Below are 18606 nucleotides of genomic sequence, written 5' to 3' on the forward strand. Positions count from 1 at the left end.
CGCCTCAAACGTCCTATTCATGCGGGTTTACGGGTTTAGTAGGTTCAAGATGATTTACTGTAAAAATCCATCTTGAACCGCCTCAAACCCGCATGGGAACGTCTTGTTGCTTGGGTTAACAATCAAAGGTTCAAGATGCTCTATATATTATTATATATTATTACTATATAGTGTTCTTCTTTTGAATCTAACTAGTATTAATTTTATATAAGAAAATCGTGTTTATCTTGAACCATGTTGAACTGATGCTATAAAACCGCATAAACAGGTACTTTGAAGAGGTTCAAGATGCAAAATTTATCTTGAACCATCTTGAACCATCTTGAACCCAAATGCTTTTTTATATAAAAAATTCATTTTATAGAATTTTAGGAGGTAATCTTGAATAAATCAAGAAAATTAAAAAAATCATGGCTCAATCAGTACCAGAAAATATTATACAAGATTAAAACTCTTGAAACCAATAAAAAAAATTGGGAGGACCAACGAGATCGCATTACCCCAATCCCGACGTATTTTAAATATTATACGGACGATGAGATAAAACGCATCCCGTGCTTCACCAAGGATGACCAGGTTAAAAATAATATGCCTCCCGTCATCGTTCATGGCAGTGCATCCAAATCCGCAGCAGATATTATTATCGAGATCTTGACCATTGAGGATGATATCCGGTCAGAAATCAGCCGATCGGTCAGAGCTCAACGATTAATCAATGATGCTATCGAGTCATTGACGGACACCGATGAGCGCAATGTCCTGTATGAGCATTATATTAACGGCGTCCCGTTAATCTTCATGGAAATGCCGTATTGCTACGCCAGTGTTAAGAGTCTGCATCAATCAGGGATTGACCACTTAAAAATCAAAAGGTCTTTTAAAATTAAAAACAATAGCCCCCATTAGCCCTGGGTCCGTGATATTATGGTAGCATGAAATAAAAAGATAAATGTGCTCAGTCATAAGGCACATTAACACACTGGTTTGGGCTCCAGTGTGAACGACGGTTTGGACTTTTTCCGTCACCTCCTAATTTATATGGTATCTCTTAAATCTTTTTAATTCATGTATTTCCTTTCTCCTTGAGGGCGCTCTTCATACCGGCGTCCTCTTTTTATTGCTGGATTTATTATTTGATTTACAAACCTGGAAGGAGGTCTTTGACCATGGGTGCAAAAGGTAAATATCATAAATGGATAACGGATGAAGGCCTCCTAACCATCGAAGGGTGGGCCAGGGATGGACTAACCGACGAACAGATTGCACATAATATTGGGATTACACCGGCAACGCTGTACAAGTGGAAAAACCAGTTCGTTGAGTTTTCAGAGGCCTTAAAAAACGGCAAAGAGGTAGTGGATAGGCAAGTGGAAAATGCCCTCTTAAAACGGGCATTAGGCTACGAATACGAAGAGATTAAAACTGAATTTAACCCAGATGGAAGTCGTAAAGTGATTAGGACCATCAAGCACGTGGTGGCAGATACAACGGCTCAGATATTTTGGCTTAAAAACCGTAAGCCCGCTGAATGGCGTGACGTTAAAAATGTCAATATGTCCGGGGAAGTCAATAATCCCTTTAAGGATTTGAGCACCGAAGAGCTTAAGAGGTTGGCCAATGGCAAATAAGATAACCAAAATGGATCAGATTGCCTTTTGGGCCAAATGTGAGCTTGCCCGGCGTGATTTATGGCAATATTGCCACCTGATGGATCCTAAGTTTTATGCCGATGACCGGCCACATCTCAAAGAGATATGCCGTGAGATCCAGGACTTCCCGCAATCGGATGTTAATGTGCTTGTGTTGGACGCACCCCCTAGGCACGGGAAAACCTACACCCTGGACTTCACCACGGAGTGGTTTTTTGGCTGTGATTCTCAAAACACACGGATCATGAAGGGATCTTATAACGAGATACTGTCTAAATCGTCCTCTAAAAAGGTGCGAGATGACATCATGGCCGTTAAGGCCCATCCTCTAATCCCTGTATTCAGCGATGTTTTCCCATACGTCACTATCAAGCGTGGTGACGGAGCAATGAATTTGTGGAGCTTGGAAGGAGCATATAACAGCTATCTGGCAACGTCCCCTGGGGGGACCGCTACTGGATTCGGCTGCACCCTCTTAATCATCGATGACCTCATCAAAAATAAAGAAGAGGCTTTTAATGAACTCAACAAAGACAAACAATGGGATTGGTTTAAAGGGACAATGTTATCCCGTATCGAGGGCGGCGTAATCAAAATAATCATCGTCATGACCCGGTGGGCGTCCGATGATCTGGTGGGCCGGGTGCTGGATGAATTTGGGCATTTGAAAATCAAGCACATTAATTACAAGGCCCTCCAGGATGACGGAACCATGCTGTGCCCAGGTATTTTAAGCCACGATGGATTTGAGCAGCTTAAAAACGCCATGGACGAGGATGTCTTATATGCCAACTATCAACAGGATCCACTAGACCTTAAAGGTCGCCTGTATCAGAGCTTTAAAACTTATGACCAGTTGCCAGTGGATGATGATGGAAATAGTTTGCTTGAGGGTATTTATAGCTACACGGATACCGCCGATGAAGGTGATGATTACCTATGTACCATCATTTATGGATTATATAATCATTGTGCGTATGTCCTGGATATTATTTATACCCAGGCTCCGATGACCGAAACTGAGCCCCTGGGGGCTGAAAAACTCAATGTCTATGATGTGAGTCTTGCCCGCATTGAGTCCAATAATGGTGGATCTGGATATGCAAGGTCCGTTAAGCGGCATTTGGAGGATGAGCACGACAATTATTATTGTGATGTGACCTGGTTCCATCAATCAAAAAATAAAAGAGCCCGGATACTGAGTAACAGTACCCGAGTAGAAAATAATGTCATTTATCCGGCGAACTGGGCGAACCTGTGGCCGGATTATTTTTTAGCCATGAATAAGTATAGCCGTGAGGGTGCCAATAAACACGATGATGCCCCGGACTGCACCACTGGGGTGGTGGAAACCATGGTCATGATGGGAGTACAGATATGAAATGGGTGGATAAATTGAAAAATAAAATACAAAGCTGGCTGCAAATTCAGCCGGCCTATGCCTCAACAATCATCATTAATGAGGATTTGGATTATAAGGGAAATGCCATTAAAAACCGCATCTGGTACCGTGGTGACAGTTATGAGCTGGATCAACTTTACAAACAGATTCCAGGGCGTAGAGATAGCTTTTGGGCAGCCGTACCATCCACAAACATGAACATCCGGAAAATCCATACCGGTCTTCCATCCATCATCGTGGACACGTTGGCTGATATCGTCCTGGATGATCTCAATGATTTTGGATTCATCAACGCTGCTGACGAGGATTTGTGGATGGACGTGGCGGACGAAAACAAATTCAACAAATTACTGGAGCGGGCACTTAAAGAAGTGCTCTACATCGGGGATGGGGCTTTCAAAATCAGTTTTGACCCTGAGATGTCGGAATTGCCAATCCTGGAGTTTTTCAGCGGGGAAAAAATCGACATCAAATACAAGCGTGGCCGCCTGGACAAAATCGTTTTTAAATCTGAGTGCGAAAGTGGCGGTAAAATGTACATCCTCCATGAGATTTATGGCCGGGGGTATGTGGATTACGTACTCAAAAACCAAAACGGTGATGAGATTCCACTGAACACCATTGATGACACGGGAGATTTAGCACGAGTCGAGTTTGCAGACCCCAATCAAATGTGGGCCGTACCTCTCATAATCTATGAATCCAGTAAATGGGAGGGCCGTGGTCAAAGTATCCTGGATAAAAAGACCGATGATTTTGACGCTCTTGATGAGGCATGGAGCCAATGGATGGATGCCCTTCGGGCTGGGAGGTCTAAAACCTACATCCCAGAGAATCTTATCCCTAGGGACAAAGAAAACGGGATGTTGATTCGCCCCAATGCCTTTGATAATCGGTTCATCGTGACGAAAGGATTATTTAATCCAGAGTCTGGGCAGTCTCCAAAGGCTGAGGTCATCCAGCCTGCCATCCCTCATGACAGTTATCTAAACACTTATATTACTGCTCTGGATCTGTGTATGCAGGGATTGATCAGCCCATCCACCCTGGGCATTGACGTAAAAAAGCTGGATAACGCTGAAGCCCAACGGGAAAAAGAAAAGGCCACTCTGTATAGCCGGGCCGCCATTGTTGGGTGTTTAGAGGATGCGTTACCCTCCCTCATTGAGACGGTCTTATCTGCATACCGTCAATGGTCAAATGTTGGGGGTGCGTCCGATGCAGTCCAGGTGGATGTGGATTTTGGAGAGTACGCAAATCCATCCTTTGAGGCCCAGGTTGAGACCGTGGCCAAGGCCCGAACCGGCGGAATTATGTCCATTGAGGCAGCCGTTGATGAGTTGTATGGAGATAGCAAGGATCCGCAGTGGAAAACTGAAGAGGTGGACCGTCTGAAGCAAGAGCAGGGCATCGCTGAAATGATGGAACCAGCCGTTGGAAATGAGATTGTGGAAGATGTACCGACCAATCCAGAACCAGTGGTGACCACAGATGCCGGATTATGATATCGCCAAGGCATTCCAGGAGATTGAAAAAGAGTTAATCTTATCAATGCGCCGGAATCTGTCAAAACATATTGATGATCAAGAGCTGGAAGGTTTTGATTGGACGATGTGGCAAGCCGAACAGCTGAATGAATTGACCCGGTTTAGGAAAAATAACAAAGCTCTATTTGGCAACTACTTTAGCACCATCAACACCAATATTGAGAGCACATTAAAAGCGGCCCAGCAAACGGGCAGACTTAAGCAGGAGCAAACTATCCTCAAAGCCTTACAAAAGGGTTATGTCGCACCAAAGCGGAACCCAAAAGGTATCCAGGGTAGTTTTTTTAAGCTCAATGACAATAAAATGAATGCTCTGGTGTCGGCTACCATGAAGGATATGACCCATGCTGAAACAGCGGTACTGAGAATGACCAATGATGTTTACCGTCGGACCATTTTTAAAGCCGCAACCTACGCCAATAGTGGAGCAGGGACCGTCAACCAGGCCATTGATATGGCCACTAAAGACTTCCTGGCCGCCGGTATCAATTGCATTGAGTATGCCAATGGCCGCCGTGTTAACATTGCATCCTACGCAGAAATGGCACTCAGGACATCCAACAAACGGGCTTATTTGGTTGGGGAGGGCGCCGCTCGGGATGCTTGGGGCGTCCATCTGGTCAGGGTATCACAATATGGAGCATGTTCCCCTACTTGCCTACCGTGGCAAGGGCGGATTTATATTGACGATGTTTATTCTGGTGGTAAGGCGGATGGCAATCACCCGTTATTATCTGAGGCCATCGCCGGTGGGCTATTCCATCCCAATTGCCGGCACACTATGAGCACCTGGTTTGATGGGATTAATATTGATGGCGCTGGTAAAGATACGGACACCGTCAATAAAAACTATGCCCTGGAGCAAAAACAACGCTATAACGAGCGTCAAATCCGCCGATATAAGCGATTGAGTGAGGGCAACCTTGATCCAGATAATGTGACATATTATAAAGGCAAGGTTGGGCAGTGGCAGATGAAACAGTCTGCTCTCATGGATGCTTACCCAGATATTTTACGCCGGGATTATGCCCGGGAAGGCACCCGTGGATTAACCTTGAAAACTAAAAATTATATCCCGAATCCAATCCTGGCACAAAAGCGGGCGTTGTCCTCAGCTCTCGCTGTGGCAAAACAAGCCTTGACTAATGCAGATACTAGGACGGTGTTATCTGGGGTTTGGAAAGATGACGTCATCGTCTCTGATTACCTGGTTAAAAAAGTGTCCATCCAGGCTAAAAAAGATTATTACATCAATCAAATCCAGTCTGGAACCTTGGATGCCGGAAAGAAACAAGAATTTACTGACAAATATAATAAATTGCTGGATTGGGAGCAAGAAGGCATTGATTATGAGGATGCAAAGCTCAAAGTCGATGACCTGGAGAGCCAATTATCTGCGTTATCCGGTCCGTCTAAATTTGTGGCAGGCAATCCGAACCCCGATGATCCCTACACCGATGAGCGTAAAAATAAGGCGCATTGGTTTAAGGATTGGGCTAAGGCGGACGCTGAGCTTAAGCCAGATGCCGATGCTGTTTATAAAGTTTCATCCCAGGGCGCCAAAGATGGACTTTATGATTATACCGCCGGATCTGGTGGTTTTAATCGCCCATTGGCTGGGTTTAGAAAGCCGTGGAATCAAAGCGGCAGCGGATGGGAACAAAAGTATTATGTTGGACCGGATAAGGTCTGGATTGACTTTGAGGGTAAAGGTCAAAAGATTCGAGACTTAACAGAGATGATTAATCAGTCTTCTTATGATTTTGATATCTGGCTGCAACGGGGGTGCGACAGCAACGCCTTTGATTTGTTTTTAGGTACTACTGACATGGCATCTATGACTGAGGTAGAGTTACAACAATTTGTTGGGCGGTCTAATACCTTTGATAACTTTTTAAGCTGTGCTACCAATAAAGGCTCTGGATTTAGCCATAAACCTGTCATCGTCAATGTGTATGCCCCAAAGGGAACAAAGATGATGTATGCCAGGCCGTGGAGCGCATTTACCAATGAGGATGAAATCATCATCCAACGTGGTGCAACCTACAAGATTAAAAAAATAGAAAAAAATGGCGGTAAAATCTACATGGATGTGGAAGTGAGGCCCGAAAAGGGATATAATACTTTCCAACAGGATCCCAACGAGTGGACGGGAAGTAAAAAGGATTACCACGACTGATAGGAGGTGGTTTGTTTGGCATACACAAAAGAGCCCCAGGTATTCGGGGGGAAGCATGTCAATGACAATATTGTCTGCATCGGGTGCCGGTACGCATATGGGGAGCCTCCATTTGAGGATACCCCGCAAAAGAGTAATTGTGAAATGTACCCTGATTACAGCGGGGAGACTAAGCCCAATGATGTTTACTTTGATGGGGCACCGTGCCCGTACCGGCTGGAAAAATGATTAAAAGACCCGTTAAGACACCGGAAAAGAAAAAAGATATTGGGACTTTTGAAAAAATTATAGATTATTTCATCGAAGTTTTAGAATTTGGATTTCCAGCGTATATTGCAGTAGTGGCCATTTACGCATCTGTTGTAACGTTGAGCCACATAGTGATCGAAAAGATGGACCTGGTATCATTTCAGGATTTTTTAACGCTAGTTGTAAATTTATTGGAAAGACCAATTTTGATTGCGGTTTCTGCATTCGTGGCGTACATGATTTTGAAATATATCAAAAAATTTATGATTGATTGAGCACTGCTTAGGCGGTGCTTTTTTAATGCCCAAACACGATACGGCGTTAAAAGGTGCGTGAACAGGGAGACACCCTTAAAACTGGACTAATCTATGGTGAGACACACCTAAAACTGGAGGACCAATATGGCAGATGGACAAGTTACCACACAGCAAACGACAGAGCCGGCCGCACAACCGGCACAGGCTCAACAAATCGACTATGGCAAATTGGAGGAAATCCTGAATAAAAAGGCAGAAGTGACCGAAAAAGGCGTGATGAAGTCATTTTTCAAGGAACAGGGGCTCAGTGAAGAAGAAGCGAAACAGGCGATGGCTGATTTTAAAAAGAATCAGGAGACTACCGCCCAGGAATCCGCAGCGCATCAAAGTCAGGTGGAAAATGAGCTCGAACAGCTAAAAGCACAAGTTACCCAGGCCAAAATCAATGAGTCTTGTTATACTCTGGCTTCTGAGCTCAATGTGGATATGAAGAACATCCCATATGTGGTCAAATTGGCCGATTTTAAGGACGTTGTCGATGAACAAGGTGCCGTTAAAGATGACGCACTTAAAGCGGCGATTAACAAAGTTTTAGAGGATATCCCTGCTCTTAAAAATAGCGCAGAAGGTGGAGCTGGGAGATTGAAGGTCGGGGGTGCTGGTGGCCAGAGCACAGCCGATCAAAACGATCAGTTGGCCGCAATTTTCGGAAATATTAAATAACGAGGTAAATGATAATGACTGTTTACAATTATGCAGACGCTTTTGAAAAAGAATTACAGCAGAAATATGCCAGGGAACTGGTATCCGTGGAATTGGCAAATTCCAATCCACAGATTAAATTTTTAAATGCCCAGACCATCAAGCTGCCGAAAATCACGGTGTCTGGGTACAAAGACCATAACCGCAATGTCATGGGCTTTAATGCCGGGACTGTTACCAATGATTGGGAGCCGAAAAAGCTTACCCATGATCGTGACATCGAAATCCCAATTGACCCAATGGACATTGATGAAACCAATCTGACATTGGAAATGGCAAATATCCAGAATGTGTTTGAAACTGAACAGGCCATCCCAGAAAAGGATTCTTACCGCTTTAGCAAGCTTTACGCAGAAGCCGGAACCTACGCTGCTAATGGTGCGGTCATTGATACTACCGCCGTCACCATTGCAAACTTTTTAGAATGGTTCGATACACAAATGGCCACCATGGATGATAAATCCGTCCCGACGGATGGGCGCATCCTGTACATGACATCCACCATGATGAAGATTGCCAAAGAATGCCAGGGAATCAGCCGGAACATCTCTGCTGGTGCAGCAGGTGTCATCAATCGTCAAGTGACTGGACTGGATAACGTATCCCTTAAAACCGTCCCCTCTGGGCGTTTTAAGACCGCCTATAACTTTACCGATGGATGTGTACCGGCAACGGCTGCTAAGCAGATTAACATGATTTTGGTACATCCCTCTTGCGTAATCTCCCGTGATAAATACGCCTATATGAAGCTGTTTACCCCGGGGTCTGATAGCCGTACTGCGGATAAGTATGTCTACCAGAACCGCTATTACACGGACACTTTCCTCATCCAGAATAAAGCTTGCGGGATTGCCATGAATGTGGAGGCGTCTGAATAATGATTGCCAGAAAAGATAACAAAGAGTATATCGTGGACGATGCCAGCAAGGGTTTTTATCAATCCTCTGGCTTTGACATCTACGACGATGCCGGCAATATTTTAGAGTATGGGGCGGGTAAAACTGTCCCATATGAAAAATATATGGCGGTTGTGAGTGAATTAGAGGCTCTTAAAAAGACGAAATCTAAATCTACGGCGGCAAAATAAAACACATGGAGGATGCCATGGAAAATTACTGTACTTATGAGCAATACCGAGCCATGGGTTATACCACCATCCCAGATGTCGATGCCCCAGGGCGGTTGATGCAGTCCAGCCGAAATATTGACAGCTTGACATTTAACCGCATCCCAGGGGGCGGGGGAATTGAAGCCCTAACCTCTTATCAGGAGGATGTGGTGCGACAATGCACCGCTCAGCTGGCCGATTATTACTATAACAATCAGTCCATCATTGAGAGTGCCCTATCTGCCTACTCCATTAACGGGGTGTCCGTCAATCTGACAGCATCCCCCATGATTGAGATTCGGGACGGTGTTGTCATCCCATCTTATATCATGTCATTTCTGGAGCAGTCTGGATTGTGCTGCTTAAACGTGGATCGGTGGTAATGCTATGGGATGGCCAAATTTAGTCCCTGATTGCCTCTGTAAAACGCCTATTACTGTGACGGTATACCAGGCAGACTTTGACGAGGACGGGGCACCAGTGCCGGACATCGTCATCGCTGGGATGTGTAATTACCAGGATACAGCCCACCGGGTTCTGACACCGGAAAAGCAGCTCATCACCATCACCGGGGTGGCCCTGTTTAACGGGGACCTTGCCCCTGGGCCCCCGGTGATCACCGATGGTGAGGCTGTCGTTTATGGTGTCGCCCATAAGATTTATAAGGGTATCAAGGCCAGGAACCCGGATGGTACCGTCAATTATACAAAATTGGAGTTGATGTGATATGGGCAAAATCGCCCATGTGTCGAGCAAGGTTAATATCAGCAAGGTCTTGATTGCCGGGCTTAAGCAGGCAGCCATCACCTGTTTGGAGCAGACCGGGGAGGCTTTGCATACCCAAATCATTGCCGATGAGGTGATGCCTTTTGACCAGGGAACCATGCAAAATGAGCAGACCTTTGTGGATACTTCGGCATCCAAATCCGGCACGGTAACATTGACCACCACCAGCCCCCAGGCCAGGAGGCTTTATTTTCACCCTGAGTACGATTATCAGCGGGTTAATAATGCCAATGCTGGGGGATTGTGGGCCGATGATTATATCGATGGCTCCAAAAAAGATTTTTGTAAGACGACATTTAAAAAGCTGTACAAGCTTAAAACGGGGGTCTAAATGCTGGGATTAGCAGATATCCGGGACTGGATTAAAACACTGGACACCGGAGCGGAAAACTATTATATCGGGCGTTTGGATGCCAAAAAAGATAAGTCAATTGGGGTATATTCGCTCAATAACACCAGTGCGGCGGCCATCGCCCTGGGCGGTGATGAGACAACAAAGACAGCTGTTAAAGGTGTCTCAATCCTAATCCACTGGAATAAAAATGCCAGGGAAACGGAAACGGCGGCCTTTGGGGTGTTTGAAAAGATGATGTTTAAAAGCAATTTTGATATTAAAGACACTCATGTTAATTATGTGCGGTTATTGAGCGCTGAACCCATTGACGTTGGAAACGGGGCTGATCTGGTCTATGAGCGGGTCATCCAGGCGGAATTTTATTACGAAAGGTAGGTAAAACCTATGATTACAAGCGGAGTTTATCCGGTTTTTGAGAACAAATTTAAAATTGGGACGGCGACAGACACCAAGGTCAGTATCGCAGATCTGGAAACCTTTAGCGTCTCCATGGACAACAACGTTGAGGAATGGACCCCTATGGATACCGAGGGATGGATTAGGCGATTGATGACCGGGAAGGCCTTTACTATTTCCCTGTCTGGCAAGCGCAATGTTGGGGATGCCGGCAATGACTTTGTGGCGGGGCTGAGCTGGAAAACGGGGCAGAACGTCACCGTACCCTTTGAGTGGGAATTTCCAAATGGTGATAAATTGGCATTCAGTGCCGTTATCAATGTGACCACACCGGGTGGCGGTGACTCCACCAATGTGGATGCCCTGGAATTTGACGCCATGAGCGATGGGAAGCCGACTTACACACCTAAGCCAACTGAATAATGGAGGTAAAATAAATGAGTAAACGAATCTATAACATCACAGATAAATTGATGACGGAACGTCCTGTTGTCATCATCGATAATGAAGAGTTTGAGATTGACGATAGCCTTGTGGCTACCAGTAAATCCCTGGAGGTTATGGCTGATTTTAAAATGCCGGATGGTATCTTCGAGGTGTTAAAGATCCATCTGGGGGAAGTGGTTGCTGATAAACTAAAATCTTATGGCAGAAGCTTAGAGTATTATCAGGTAGTGTTTTACGCTGTTGTCGCAGCGGCCCAGGGCGTGGAGTATGATGAAATCGCCAGCCGATTTCAAAAATCCGCAGAACAACACCCTGTATTATAGTCTGTTCGATGATTGGGGCCTCATTGAGGCCTCTTTTAATGCCCAGTATGGTATCCGGCTGAGAAAAGACGCTGAGGGGATGACCTGGAATGAGTTTGCCACTTTGCTGAGTGGCATTGCACCAGATACCCCACTGGGAAATATCGTATCAATTCGGGCCGAAAAGGACCCAAAGGTATTAAAACAATTTAATGCCCAGCAGCGGAAAATCCACCGGGACTGGGCGAAAAAACAGGCTGCTGATATCAACATGGATGATTATAAAAATATGATGAACCAGCTGCAAGACGCATTTAAAACCATGGCGGGAGGTGACCACGAATGGGGCAAAAATTAGGCTCAATCGATATTGACCTTATCCTAAACTCCAAACAATTTAATACGGCCCTCATGGGCGTTAATACCAAATGTAAAAGCGCCGCTAATGGTATCGTCAGTTCTTTAAGTGGTGTCGGTGGCAGTGCAACGGCCATGGGCTCAGAAGTGAGTGCCGGGGCAGGATTGGCGGGTACCGCCATGGCGGCTGGATGTGCGGCTATTGTGGCCGCCGCTGCCGCTGCTGTAACGGCTATTGTATCCATAAGTGCATCTGGCATCCAGCTTGCCAGTGACTTAAACGAGGTCCAAAACGTCGTAGAGGTCACTTACGGCGGTATGACCCAAAAGGTCAATGAGTTTGCCTATGCCGCCAAAGATGCCTATGGACTGTCAGAAACCATGGCGAAAAAGTACATGGGCACCTATGGGGCAATGTCAAAATCCTTTGGATACACGACTTCCCAGGCCGAGCAGATGAGTGAAGTCTTAACTGGACTCACCGGGGATGTGGCATCATTTTACAACATCTCCCAGGATGAGGCATACACGAAGCTAAAATCCGTCTTTACGGGTGAGACTGAAAGCCTTAAGGATTTAGGCGTGGTCATGACTCAAAATGCTCTGGACCAGTACGCTCTACAAAATGGATATGGTAAAACGACATCTAAAATGAGTGAGCAGGAAAAGGTGGCCTTGCGGCTGGCCTTTGTGACGGATAAGCTGTCTGCATCCCAGGGGGACTATGCCAGAACCTCCGATGGCTGGGCCAACCAGGTCCGCAAGCTATCTCTTGAATGGGATGAGTTTAAAGCCAATTTAGGCCAATTGCTCATTGTTGTGTTATTGCCATTATTAAAGACGCTGAACGCCATCCTCAGCACGATTAATGGCATGGTGCGCAAGGTCAAAGAATTGTGGGCAGCCATCACCGGGAAAGAGGTGTCTCAGGCGGTAGATGACGTATCGGACAGTGTCGGAAATATTGGTGACACCACCGAAGACGTTGGCGACACTGTGGACGATACGGTTAAGGATATAAAAAAGACCATCCTGGGCTTTGATGAGCTCAACGTCCTCCAGGACCAGTTGTCCGATTTGGACGATGATATTGGAGATACGGGTGGGGATATCACATTACCGTCCGTCACCCCCGGGGATGGAGATGGCAGTAGCTACGATGGTATTATTGCCGCGATTGGGAAGGCTGGGGATAAGGCTGACCAGTTTAAGGGTAAAATGGATGCCGCCCTCGACCCGCAACCAGTTTATGTTTATGAGGACTCTTTGGAGGCCATCGAAGCAAGATTAAAGGATTTGCTTGACCAAGTAGGCGTTGTTGGTGCCCGGCTTAAAGAGGCGTTTCAGATACCGCAATTATCACCTGTTCCGGTGCCGGGATTGGACCTGACCGAGTTTAACGAGAGTGTGGACCTTTACCAGGCACCCATTGCCGCTCCAGTGATTGAACAAGCTTTTGTCCCTGGGTTAGATTTAGTTACTGCCTTTGAGCCATCCTTAGCCCTTGCAAAATGGGATGTTGATAATTTTACCCTGGGAACCCAGACAGAATTTACTACCTGGGCAATTGTGGTGGCTGGTTTATCGGCTGTATTGGCAGGACAAATACAGGGGAATCTTGTTGGAGCATGGACCATTATCCAGGGCGCTCAGACGCTTGCAACAGCCACGATGATAGCTAATGCACAAAACTTTGGTCTCCAAACTCAAACTGCTTTTAACACCGCTATGGCTGTGGTGTCATCCAGCGTCCAAAATGGGATGGCATCGGCAAGAGATGCCTATAATTATGGGACAAGTTATATGATGACCCAGGCGGCCAGCTGGTCTGTTGCAATGATCACTAAAGCCCAGATGACCGGAAATGGGATCAAATCATATGTACAAAGCGGCGTGTCATCGGCCCAATCAGCTGTGAGTGGATTCGTATCATCGAGTGTGTCCTCTTTTGCATCATGGCAGAGTAGCATCACATCCAAAGCTCAAAGCGCCTGGATGGGTGTCGTATCGGCAATATCCGGAGCGATTAGCACAGTTCAAGGAATGATTAACAATGTGATCAGTGCAGCCCAGAACGCAATCGCAACGGTTAAAAATGCAGTGAGCACGTACTCAAGTTATTGGCAAAAAGGCGCTCAGACGATGGGAGGGACGGGACCAGCTATTGCAAAATCTGCGGCTATTGGTGCTGGGGTTGGCGGAATAGCTCTATCTGGGGCAGGATTAATATCCAGTATTGGTGGAGCATTAGGATCGTTGGGCTCTTTGATTCCGGCGTTTGCATCCGGCGGTTACGTCAAAGCCAACAGCCCGCAGCTGGCCATGATTGGGGACAACACCAGCCAGGGTGAAATCATCGCCCCGGAGGATAAGATGATGGCCGTCATGATGCAGGCCTTGAGTCAATTTGCAGGCCAAAATAACAATACCCAGGCATCTAATCAACCGGTACAGCTCATCGTCCAGCTTGGCGATTATACATTTATTAATACCATCGTGGACATGATTAACAATGAGTCCAGGCGGACCGGGCAGCCGCTTATCATCACAACTTAGGAGGGTGTAATGGCAAGAGATTTAATTTATAACGGAGTCACATTACCAGCCCCAACCGATTACACCTATGGTTATTATGATGAGTCAAGCCCGGATTCTGGGCGAACCCTGGACGGGACGATGTTTAAAAAAATAGTGGCGCAAAAAAATAAAATTGAATGTGCCTGGAAAATGGTGCCCGATAGTCAGGCGGCAATCATCCTATCGACGATTAAGCCAAACACCTACGGGACGCTCAGATATCCTAGTCCATTAACGGGTGGGGATGCGACATCCACGGTATACAGCGGCGATGTGAGTGCTAAAAAAATGGCAGTCATCAATAATGTTGTGTATTGGGAGGTTAAGCTTAACATGATTGAGCAGTAAGGGGGTCAAATGTACACTAAAGATTTAGTCGCCATCTTGACCACCACGGATGGAAAAACCTATACCTTGGATAAAACAAAGCTACTCTCCAGGACATTCACCGAAAACTCTAGCAGTGCCAGTGATATCGCCCTGGGGTATTGTGCGGCGAAAAGCTACACCTTCGCCCTCAACAATTTGAATGGCCAGTGGGATGATGTGATATTGACGGACGCCACCATGGTTTTAAGCGTGGTGGATGCTGCCGATGAAACAGGTGGCTATAAAATCGGGAAATTTTATGTTGAGACGGCCAAAAAAGAAAATGGCGCCATCAATATCACAAGCACCGATGCCATGACCAAATTTGATACCAAATTTATGGGTGCTACTTATCCCTGCACCATCGGCCATCTGGTCCAGGTCATTGCTGATCAGCTGGCCATTGACCTCATCACACCGACCTTCACGAATTCGGAATTTACTATCAAAAAAGGCGACCGCCTGAAAGGCGCATCCTGCCGAAATATTTTGGCCTTGTGCTGTGAATTGGCCGGCTGTTTTGCGCAGATTACCGCAGACGAAGAATTGCAACTCCGATGGTATGATTTTAGCACTATGGCCACAGAGTATGTATATAGTGATTTTAGTAAATTTGTGGCCGATGAGACACCTACCCAGATTACGGGGGTGCGGTATTACCTTGAGGATAAAAAGCTCACAGCGGGTAATGATGGGAATGCAATTACCATCACCGCCAATGATGCGCTCTTCGATGATGCGGACGAATCCGATATCCAGGGCGTGTTGGACAATATTTACAATGAGAAAATCAAGCAGCTTGGGTACCTGCCCTGCAATTTTACTACCTCAGATTTCCGTGGGCTAAAAATAGGGGATGCCGTCCGTGTGACCACAGAAAAGGGCCAGCGGTACGTGAGCATCGTCACCCAAAACAAAATTATTGGGATGATGCAAAATCAGGTTTTAAGTGTTGGAAAATCAATTATAGCCGATAAAGGCTACACCCAGGCGGTTAAAGGTGTTAATGACACTGACATCGGCGACAAAATCGGCTACGTCCTGGGCTACAACCTGGCCGCCTACACCTACACAGACAGTGCCCAAACCCTGTGCGCCGTGGCCGTAGAGGGTGACAACGACACCCGGGTGGACACGCAGCTCTTACTCACCTATGAGTTTACGCCGACCGAACCGGAGGCGCTCACCGTTACCGGAGACGTGGCCGGAGCGGTCAGCGGCACCTTCGAGGGTGTGATTGACACCACCGACACTACCGCCGTATCCGGCACCCAGACCGGCGATTTAACTGGGACCCTGACAGGCGCTGCCGTAGCCGCCCAGGATGCCCCGCTCATCACAATCGACTACCGCATGGATGCTACGGTCCAGTGTCGGATGTACCAGCGGCCTCACCCGGGGGCAAATACTTTTAGTGCCGCATTTATACCAATAACGCAAAAAGGTGGGACGGTCTCCCACGATGTACAGGTCACCGTCGCCGGTGGCCAGATCGCCGTGGACAAGCGGGGAGCATCAATCAGCCTGCTGGTCAAAAATGGCACGGTCATCGATACGCCGCCATGGCCGGAGATTAATATTACTCAGACGTTTAATCCGATTGTGGTTAATGCCTCTGACGATGCGGCTATTAAAATTGTGGATATGTTTGAGAGCATCACCGCAGGGCCGCAGGTGCCAACAGGTGGCATATTCACAGAGATTTACACGCCGATATCGGTGGTATCTCAAGACAGTTATATCTATGTTGGCAGTGATGATAATCTACTGTCACCCTACTGGCAGACCGAGAATCTTACAAGCTACAATGGGCTTGCCGTGACAAGTTTATTGGATTGTACATTGTTATTTAACGGCACCTATCAATCCAGTGCCATGGGCAATATTATGTTTGCACCACAATTTGAGGCCGTCGATGGTGGCCGCCCAGCGGCTTGGGACACCTTATCCATGATGGAGTCCGGCAAAATCTATCAGATGGATATTGAGGTCATATCTGGGACGCTGATGGTGCCAGAAGGTGCCAGTACGGATAGTTTTAACATTGCGTTGGGCTATGCCAGTGCCGGCAATCCGGCGTTTTTAACCGCAAAATTATTGCAGGGGGAAGTGACTGCGACCGGCACTGCCACAAGTCCGATATCCAATTTGAGGTTATGTCTCAGACAAAATGTAAGTATCACGGCGGACAATTACAAAATTAAAGTTAAAATTACGGAGGTGATTTAATGGCGCTAAAGGGAAAAACGACGATTCAATTATTCGATGCGACGACCGGGGAAGAAGTGCTGAATGTAGAAGATGAAAATATGGTGACGGATGCGGTGTCCAGTTTGTGCAATAACGCAAGTAAATATTTTGTGCAAAATGTATTCGGCGCAGAATATGAGTTTGATTTTGTTGCTCTAACTGGAAAATTAATTGACAGTATGTTTTCGGGTCTGATGCTATTTGACGAAAATATACCGGAGAACAAGAATACTTTTTTTGCCCCGCCCAATGCAACGCTGGTCGGAAAAGCAAAAAAGCTGACCAATACCGCTGACCGATTTACCGGGGTATTAAACGAAACAGAAACGGTGACGCTGGATAATGGTAAAAAATATGTATGGGATTTTGCCACAAATAAAGCAAACGAACAGATTAAAAGTGTCTGTTTAACCAGTGCTGCTGGTGGGTATTGTGGGACTTATTGTGAGCCGAAAACGGATTTTTCCGAAGCCATTGGTAGTATGTATCCGATTCAAGCGCCAAGAGTTACAAATAGTGGTAATAGTAAAGTTGGTGATTATTACTACCGTTACTATAAACTTATTGGATCGTTCAAAGATACGTCAAATTCATTTCCTGCATCAGACTATGCAACGCAATATAGTGAACTTTGTAATCTAAAAAATAAAAATGCTTATTTAATTGGAGTAAACTCTGACGGAAATTTCGTATACGCAATGACCACAGTAGGATCAAATTCAGTTGCAATAAGTGTTTATGATTATAAAAAAGAAAAATCAAGAACGTTTGGATTAAATGCGAATTCATATTCTGGGAAATATTCTGAGGATTTATTAAATTCTGTCACTTTGACATCTGATGTTGCTACTTTTTCGTCACCGTTGTATTGGAAAACTATTGAACAAAATACTTATTCTATCTATATTGATAGCAATAAAAAATTAAATGTGATTGTAGTAAATCTAGATACATTGACCATCACAAAGCAAGTCTGTGATACTGTGCAAGATGCGGTTTTAGGAGCTAATTTGCAAATAAATGGAACTGATGGTCAATATATTTACACGGTTAATACGGACTCGTCTAAGAACTCCGATGGGAAGTATAAAGGGATATCTTTATATAAAATTAATATTGATGATTTTAGTGACTATGAATTGATTCAGATTACAGAACCTTTTGAAAAAGCGGGAAGTGGCGCAACGTCTGGTGAGATGTATATTCCTTTTTATGCAAAATCAATAAACTATTTAAAAAGCGTACACCAAAATGCTTCTCAATTATTGATTGGTGTTAATGCTAATATGTATTATTATAGCGGAAGAAGTGCCACTACTAACGGTATTTTTTATATTGCATTAAATATAAAAGATGGAACTTGTGAATACTTTGGGGAGTATTCAAGGGTGTCAAATTATTCAGGAGGAATGATTTACAATATCTTAACTTTTGGTCCATTAAATCCAATCCAGGCCCCGGATTGTCCAATCTGCCTTGGGCATAAAAGTGATACAAACATTTACTACACCTTACCCATGATGTTTTTATCCACCATCAACAATCTGTCGCAACCCGTCGTCAAAAATGAAACACAAACCATGAAAGTCACATATGAAATCACGGAGGTATAAA

The 18606-nt window shown here is 45.5% G+C and carries 21 protein-coding genes; all 21 read left to right on the top strand.

The features are described from left to right. Window positions 1–381: 381 nt before the first annotated feature. The 21 genes from BLW33_RS02330 to BLW33_RS02430 all read left to right on the top strand — a co-directional run bounded on the left by BLW33_RS02330 (window position 382) and on the right by BLW33_RS02430 (window position 18605). Window positions 382–906 carry a DUF1492 domain-containing protein gene (locus BLW33_RS02330; protein WP_090304663.1) on the top strand — a complete coding sequence of 175 codons (525 nt, stop codon included), beginning with the start codon at window positions 382–384 and terminating at the stop codon, window positions 904–906. Window positions 907–1166: 260 nt separating this feature from the next. After that, window positions 1167–1628, top strand: a complete 462-nt coding sequence (locus tag BLW33_RS02335; RefSeq protein ID WP_090304665.1) for a transposase — start codon at window positions 1167–1169, stop codon at window positions 1626–1628. Continuing rightward, entirely contained in the window at window positions 1618–3030 is a 1413-nt protein-coding gene (gene terL, locus BLW33_RS02340; protein ID WP_341456141.1) for a phage terminase large subunit, read from the top strand. Before BLW33_RS02335 ends, terL begins: the two co-directional genes overlap by 11 nt. Before the next feature lie 5 nt (window positions 3031–3035). Continuing rightward, window positions 3036–4556, top strand: a complete 1521-nt coding sequence (locus BLW33_RS02345; RefSeq protein WP_242911580.1) for a phage portal protein — start codon at window positions 3036–3038, stop codon at window positions 4554–4556. Beyond that, window positions 4543–6777, top strand: coding sequence for a phage minor capsid protein (locus BLW33_RS02350; RefSeq protein WP_090304668.1), 2235 nt, complete (start codon window positions 4543–4545; stop codon window positions 6775–6777). The genes BLW33_RS02345 and BLW33_RS02350 overlap by 14 nt, the downstream gene beginning before the upstream one ends. Before the next feature lie 15 nt (window positions 6778–6792). Continuing rightward, window positions 6793–7005, top strand: a complete 213-nt coding sequence (locus tag BLW33_RS02355) for a hypothetical protein (RefSeq protein ID WP_090304670.1) — start codon at window positions 6793–6795, stop codon at window positions 7003–7005. After that, window positions 7002–7301, top strand: coding sequence for a hypothetical protein (locus BLW33_RS02360; RefSeq protein ID WP_090304671.1), 300 nt, complete (start codon window positions 7002–7004; stop codon window positions 7299–7301). The genes BLW33_RS02355 and BLW33_RS02360 overlap by 4 nt, the downstream gene beginning before the upstream one ends. A 126-nt stretch (window positions 7302–7427) precedes the next feature. Next, window positions 7428–8006: a hypothetical protein gene (locus BLW33_RS02365; protein ID WP_090304686.1), complete on the top strand. Its 579-nt coding sequence runs from the start codon at window positions 7428–7430 to the stop codon at window positions 8004–8006. A 14-nt stretch (window positions 8007–8020) separates the two neighbouring features. Beyond that, entirely contained in the window at window positions 8021–8923 is a 903-nt protein-coding gene (locus BLW33_RS02370; protein ID WP_090304688.1) for a capsid protein, read from the top strand. Further along, window positions 8923–9132 (top strand): hypothetical protein, encoded by a 210-nt coding sequence (locus BLW33_RS02375; RefSeq protein WP_090304690.1) that lies wholly within the window; start codon window positions 8923–8925, stop codon window positions 9130–9132. Before BLW33_RS02370 ends, BLW33_RS02375 begins: the two co-directional genes overlap by 1 nt. 17 nt (window positions 9133–9149) lie before the next feature. Next, a complete protein-coding gene (locus BLW33_RS02380) occupies window positions 9150–9536 on the top strand; it encodes a head-tail connector protein (protein ID WP_090304692.1) in 387 nt (128 codons plus the stop codon). 4 nt (window positions 9537–9540) lie between these two features. Beyond that, window positions 9541–9879 (top strand): hypothetical protein, encoded by a 339-nt coding sequence (locus tag BLW33_RS02385; RefSeq protein WP_090304693.1) that lies wholly within the window; start codon window positions 9541–9543, stop codon window positions 9877–9879. A gap of 1 nt (window position 9880) precedes the next feature. After that, on the top strand, window positions 9881–10270 hold the full coding sequence (locus tag BLW33_RS02390) for a hypothetical protein (RefSeq protein ID WP_242911572.1): 390 nt from the start codon (window positions 9881–9883) through the stop codon (window positions 10268–10270). Next, window positions 10271–10669, top strand: a complete 399-nt coding sequence (locus BLW33_RS02395; RefSeq protein WP_090304695.1) for a minor capsid protein — start codon at window positions 10271–10273, stop codon at window positions 10667–10669. 9 nt (window positions 10670–10678) lie between these two features. Next, window positions 10679–11113: a phage tail tube protein gene (locus BLW33_RS02400; protein WP_090304697.1), complete on the top strand. Its 435-nt coding sequence runs from the start codon at window positions 10679–10681 to the stop codon at window positions 11111–11113. A gap of 14 nt (window positions 11114–11127) precedes the next feature. After that, the gene (locus tag BLW33_RS02405) at window positions 11128–11460 is read left to right on the top strand and encodes a hypothetical protein (protein WP_090304699.1); all 333 of its coding nucleotides are present in this window, start codon (window positions 11128–11130) and stop codon (window positions 11458–11460) included. Beyond that, entirely contained in the window at window positions 11405–11797 is a 393-nt protein-coding gene (locus tag BLW33_RS02410; RefSeq protein ID WP_090304701.1) for a Gp15 family bacteriophage protein, read from the top strand. Before BLW33_RS02405 ends, BLW33_RS02410 begins: the two co-directional genes overlap by 56 nt. Continuing rightward, entirely contained in the window at window positions 11782–14352 is a 2571-nt protein-coding gene (locus BLW33_RS02415) for a hypothetical protein (protein WP_090304703.1), read from the top strand. Before BLW33_RS02410 ends, BLW33_RS02415 begins: the two co-directional genes overlap by 16 nt. Window positions 14353–14361: 9 nt before the next feature. After that, window positions 14362–14721 (top strand): hypothetical protein, encoded by a 360-nt coding sequence (locus BLW33_RS02420; protein ID WP_090304705.1) that lies wholly within the window; start codon window positions 14362–14364, stop codon window positions 14719–14721. A gap of 9 nt (window positions 14722–14730) precedes the next feature. Further along, window positions 14731–16971: a hypothetical protein gene (locus BLW33_RS02425; RefSeq protein WP_090304707.1), complete on the top strand. Its 2241-nt coding sequence runs from the start codon at window positions 14731–14733 to the stop codon at window positions 16969–16971. Continuing rightward, entirely contained in the window at window positions 16971–18605 is a 1635-nt protein-coding gene (locus BLW33_RS02430; RefSeq protein WP_090304709.1) for a hypothetical protein, read from the top strand. The genes BLW33_RS02425 and BLW33_RS02430 overlap by 1 nt, the downstream gene beginning before the upstream one ends. The last annotated feature ends 1 nt before the right edge of the window (window position 18606 follow it).

The sequence above is a fragment of the Eubacterium aggregans genome (assembly GCF_900107815.1).
GTDB classification, from domain to species: domain Bacteria; phylum Bacillota; class Clostridia; order Eubacteriales; family Eubacteriaceae; genus Eubacterium_O; species Eubacterium_O aggregans.

Excerpts from the sequence above, each read along its gene's own strand:
- BLW33_RS02430 (WP_090304709.1), top strand. The coding sequence starts at position 16,971 with ATGGCGCTAAAGGGAAAAACGACGATTCAATTATTCGATGCGACGACC.
- BLW33_RS02385 (WP_090304693.1), top strand. The coding sequence starts at position 9,541 with ATGGGATGGCCAAATTTAGTCCCTGATTGCCTCTGTAAAACGCCTATT.
- terL (WP_341456141.1), top strand. The coding sequence starts at position 1,618 with ATGGCAAATAAGATAACCAAAATGGATCAGATTGCCTTTTGGGCCAAA.
- BLW33_RS02415 (WP_090304703.1), top strand. The coding sequence starts at position 11,782 with ATGGGGCAAAAATTAGGCTCAATCGATATTGACCTTATCCTAAACTCC.
- BLW33_RS02405 (WP_090304699.1), top strand. The coding sequence starts at position 11,128 with ATGAGTAAACGAATCTATAACATCACAGATAAATTGATGACGGAACGT.
- BLW33_RS02400 (WP_090304697.1), top strand. The coding sequence starts at position 10,679 with ATGATTACAAGCGGAGTTTATCCGGTTTTTGAGAACAAATTTAAAATT.
- BLW33_RS02410 (WP_090304701.1), top strand. The coding sequence starts at position 11,405 with ATGATGAAATCGCCAGCCGATTTCAAAAATCCGCAGAACAACACCCTG.
- BLW33_RS02335 (WP_090304665.1), top strand. The coding sequence starts at position 1,167 with ATGGGTGCAAAAGGTAAATATCATAAATGGATAACGGATGAAGGCCTC.
- BLW33_RS02380 (WP_090304692.1), top strand. The coding sequence starts at position 9,150 with ATGGAAAATTACTGTACTTATGAGCAATACCGAGCCATGGGTTATACC.
- BLW33_RS02390 (WP_242911572.1), top strand. The coding sequence starts at position 9,881 with ATGGGCAAAATCGCCCATGTGTCGAGCAAGGTTAATATCAGCAAGGTC.
- BLW33_RS02370 (WP_090304688.1), top strand. The coding sequence starts at position 8,021 with ATGACTGTTTACAATTATGCAGACGCTTTTGAAAAAGAATTACAGCAG.
- BLW33_RS02375 (WP_090304690.1), top strand. The coding sequence starts at position 8,923 with ATGATTGCCAGAAAAGATAACAAAGAGTATATCGTGGACGATGCCAGC.
- BLW33_RS02420 (WP_090304705.1), top strand. The coding sequence starts at position 14,362 with ATGGCAAGAGATTTAATTTATAACGGAGTCACATTACCAGCCCCAACC.
- BLW33_RS02360 (WP_090304671.1), top strand. The coding sequence starts at position 7,002 with ATGATTAAAAGACCCGTTAAGACACCGGAAAAGAAAAAAGATATTGGG.
- BLW33_RS02425 (WP_090304707.1), top strand. The coding sequence starts at position 14,731 with ATGTACACTAAAGATTTAGTCGCCATCTTGACCACCACGGATGGAAAA.
- BLW33_RS02365 (WP_090304686.1), top strand. The coding sequence starts at position 7,428 with ATGGCAGATGGACAAGTTACCACACAGCAAACGACAGAGCCGGCCGCA.
- BLW33_RS02350 (WP_090304668.1), top strand. The coding sequence starts at position 4,543 with ATGCCGGATTATGATATCGCCAAGGCATTCCAGGAGATTGAAAAAGAG.
- BLW33_RS02395 (WP_090304695.1), top strand. The coding sequence starts at position 10,271 with ATGCTGGGATTAGCAGATATCCGGGACTGGATTAAAACACTGGACACC.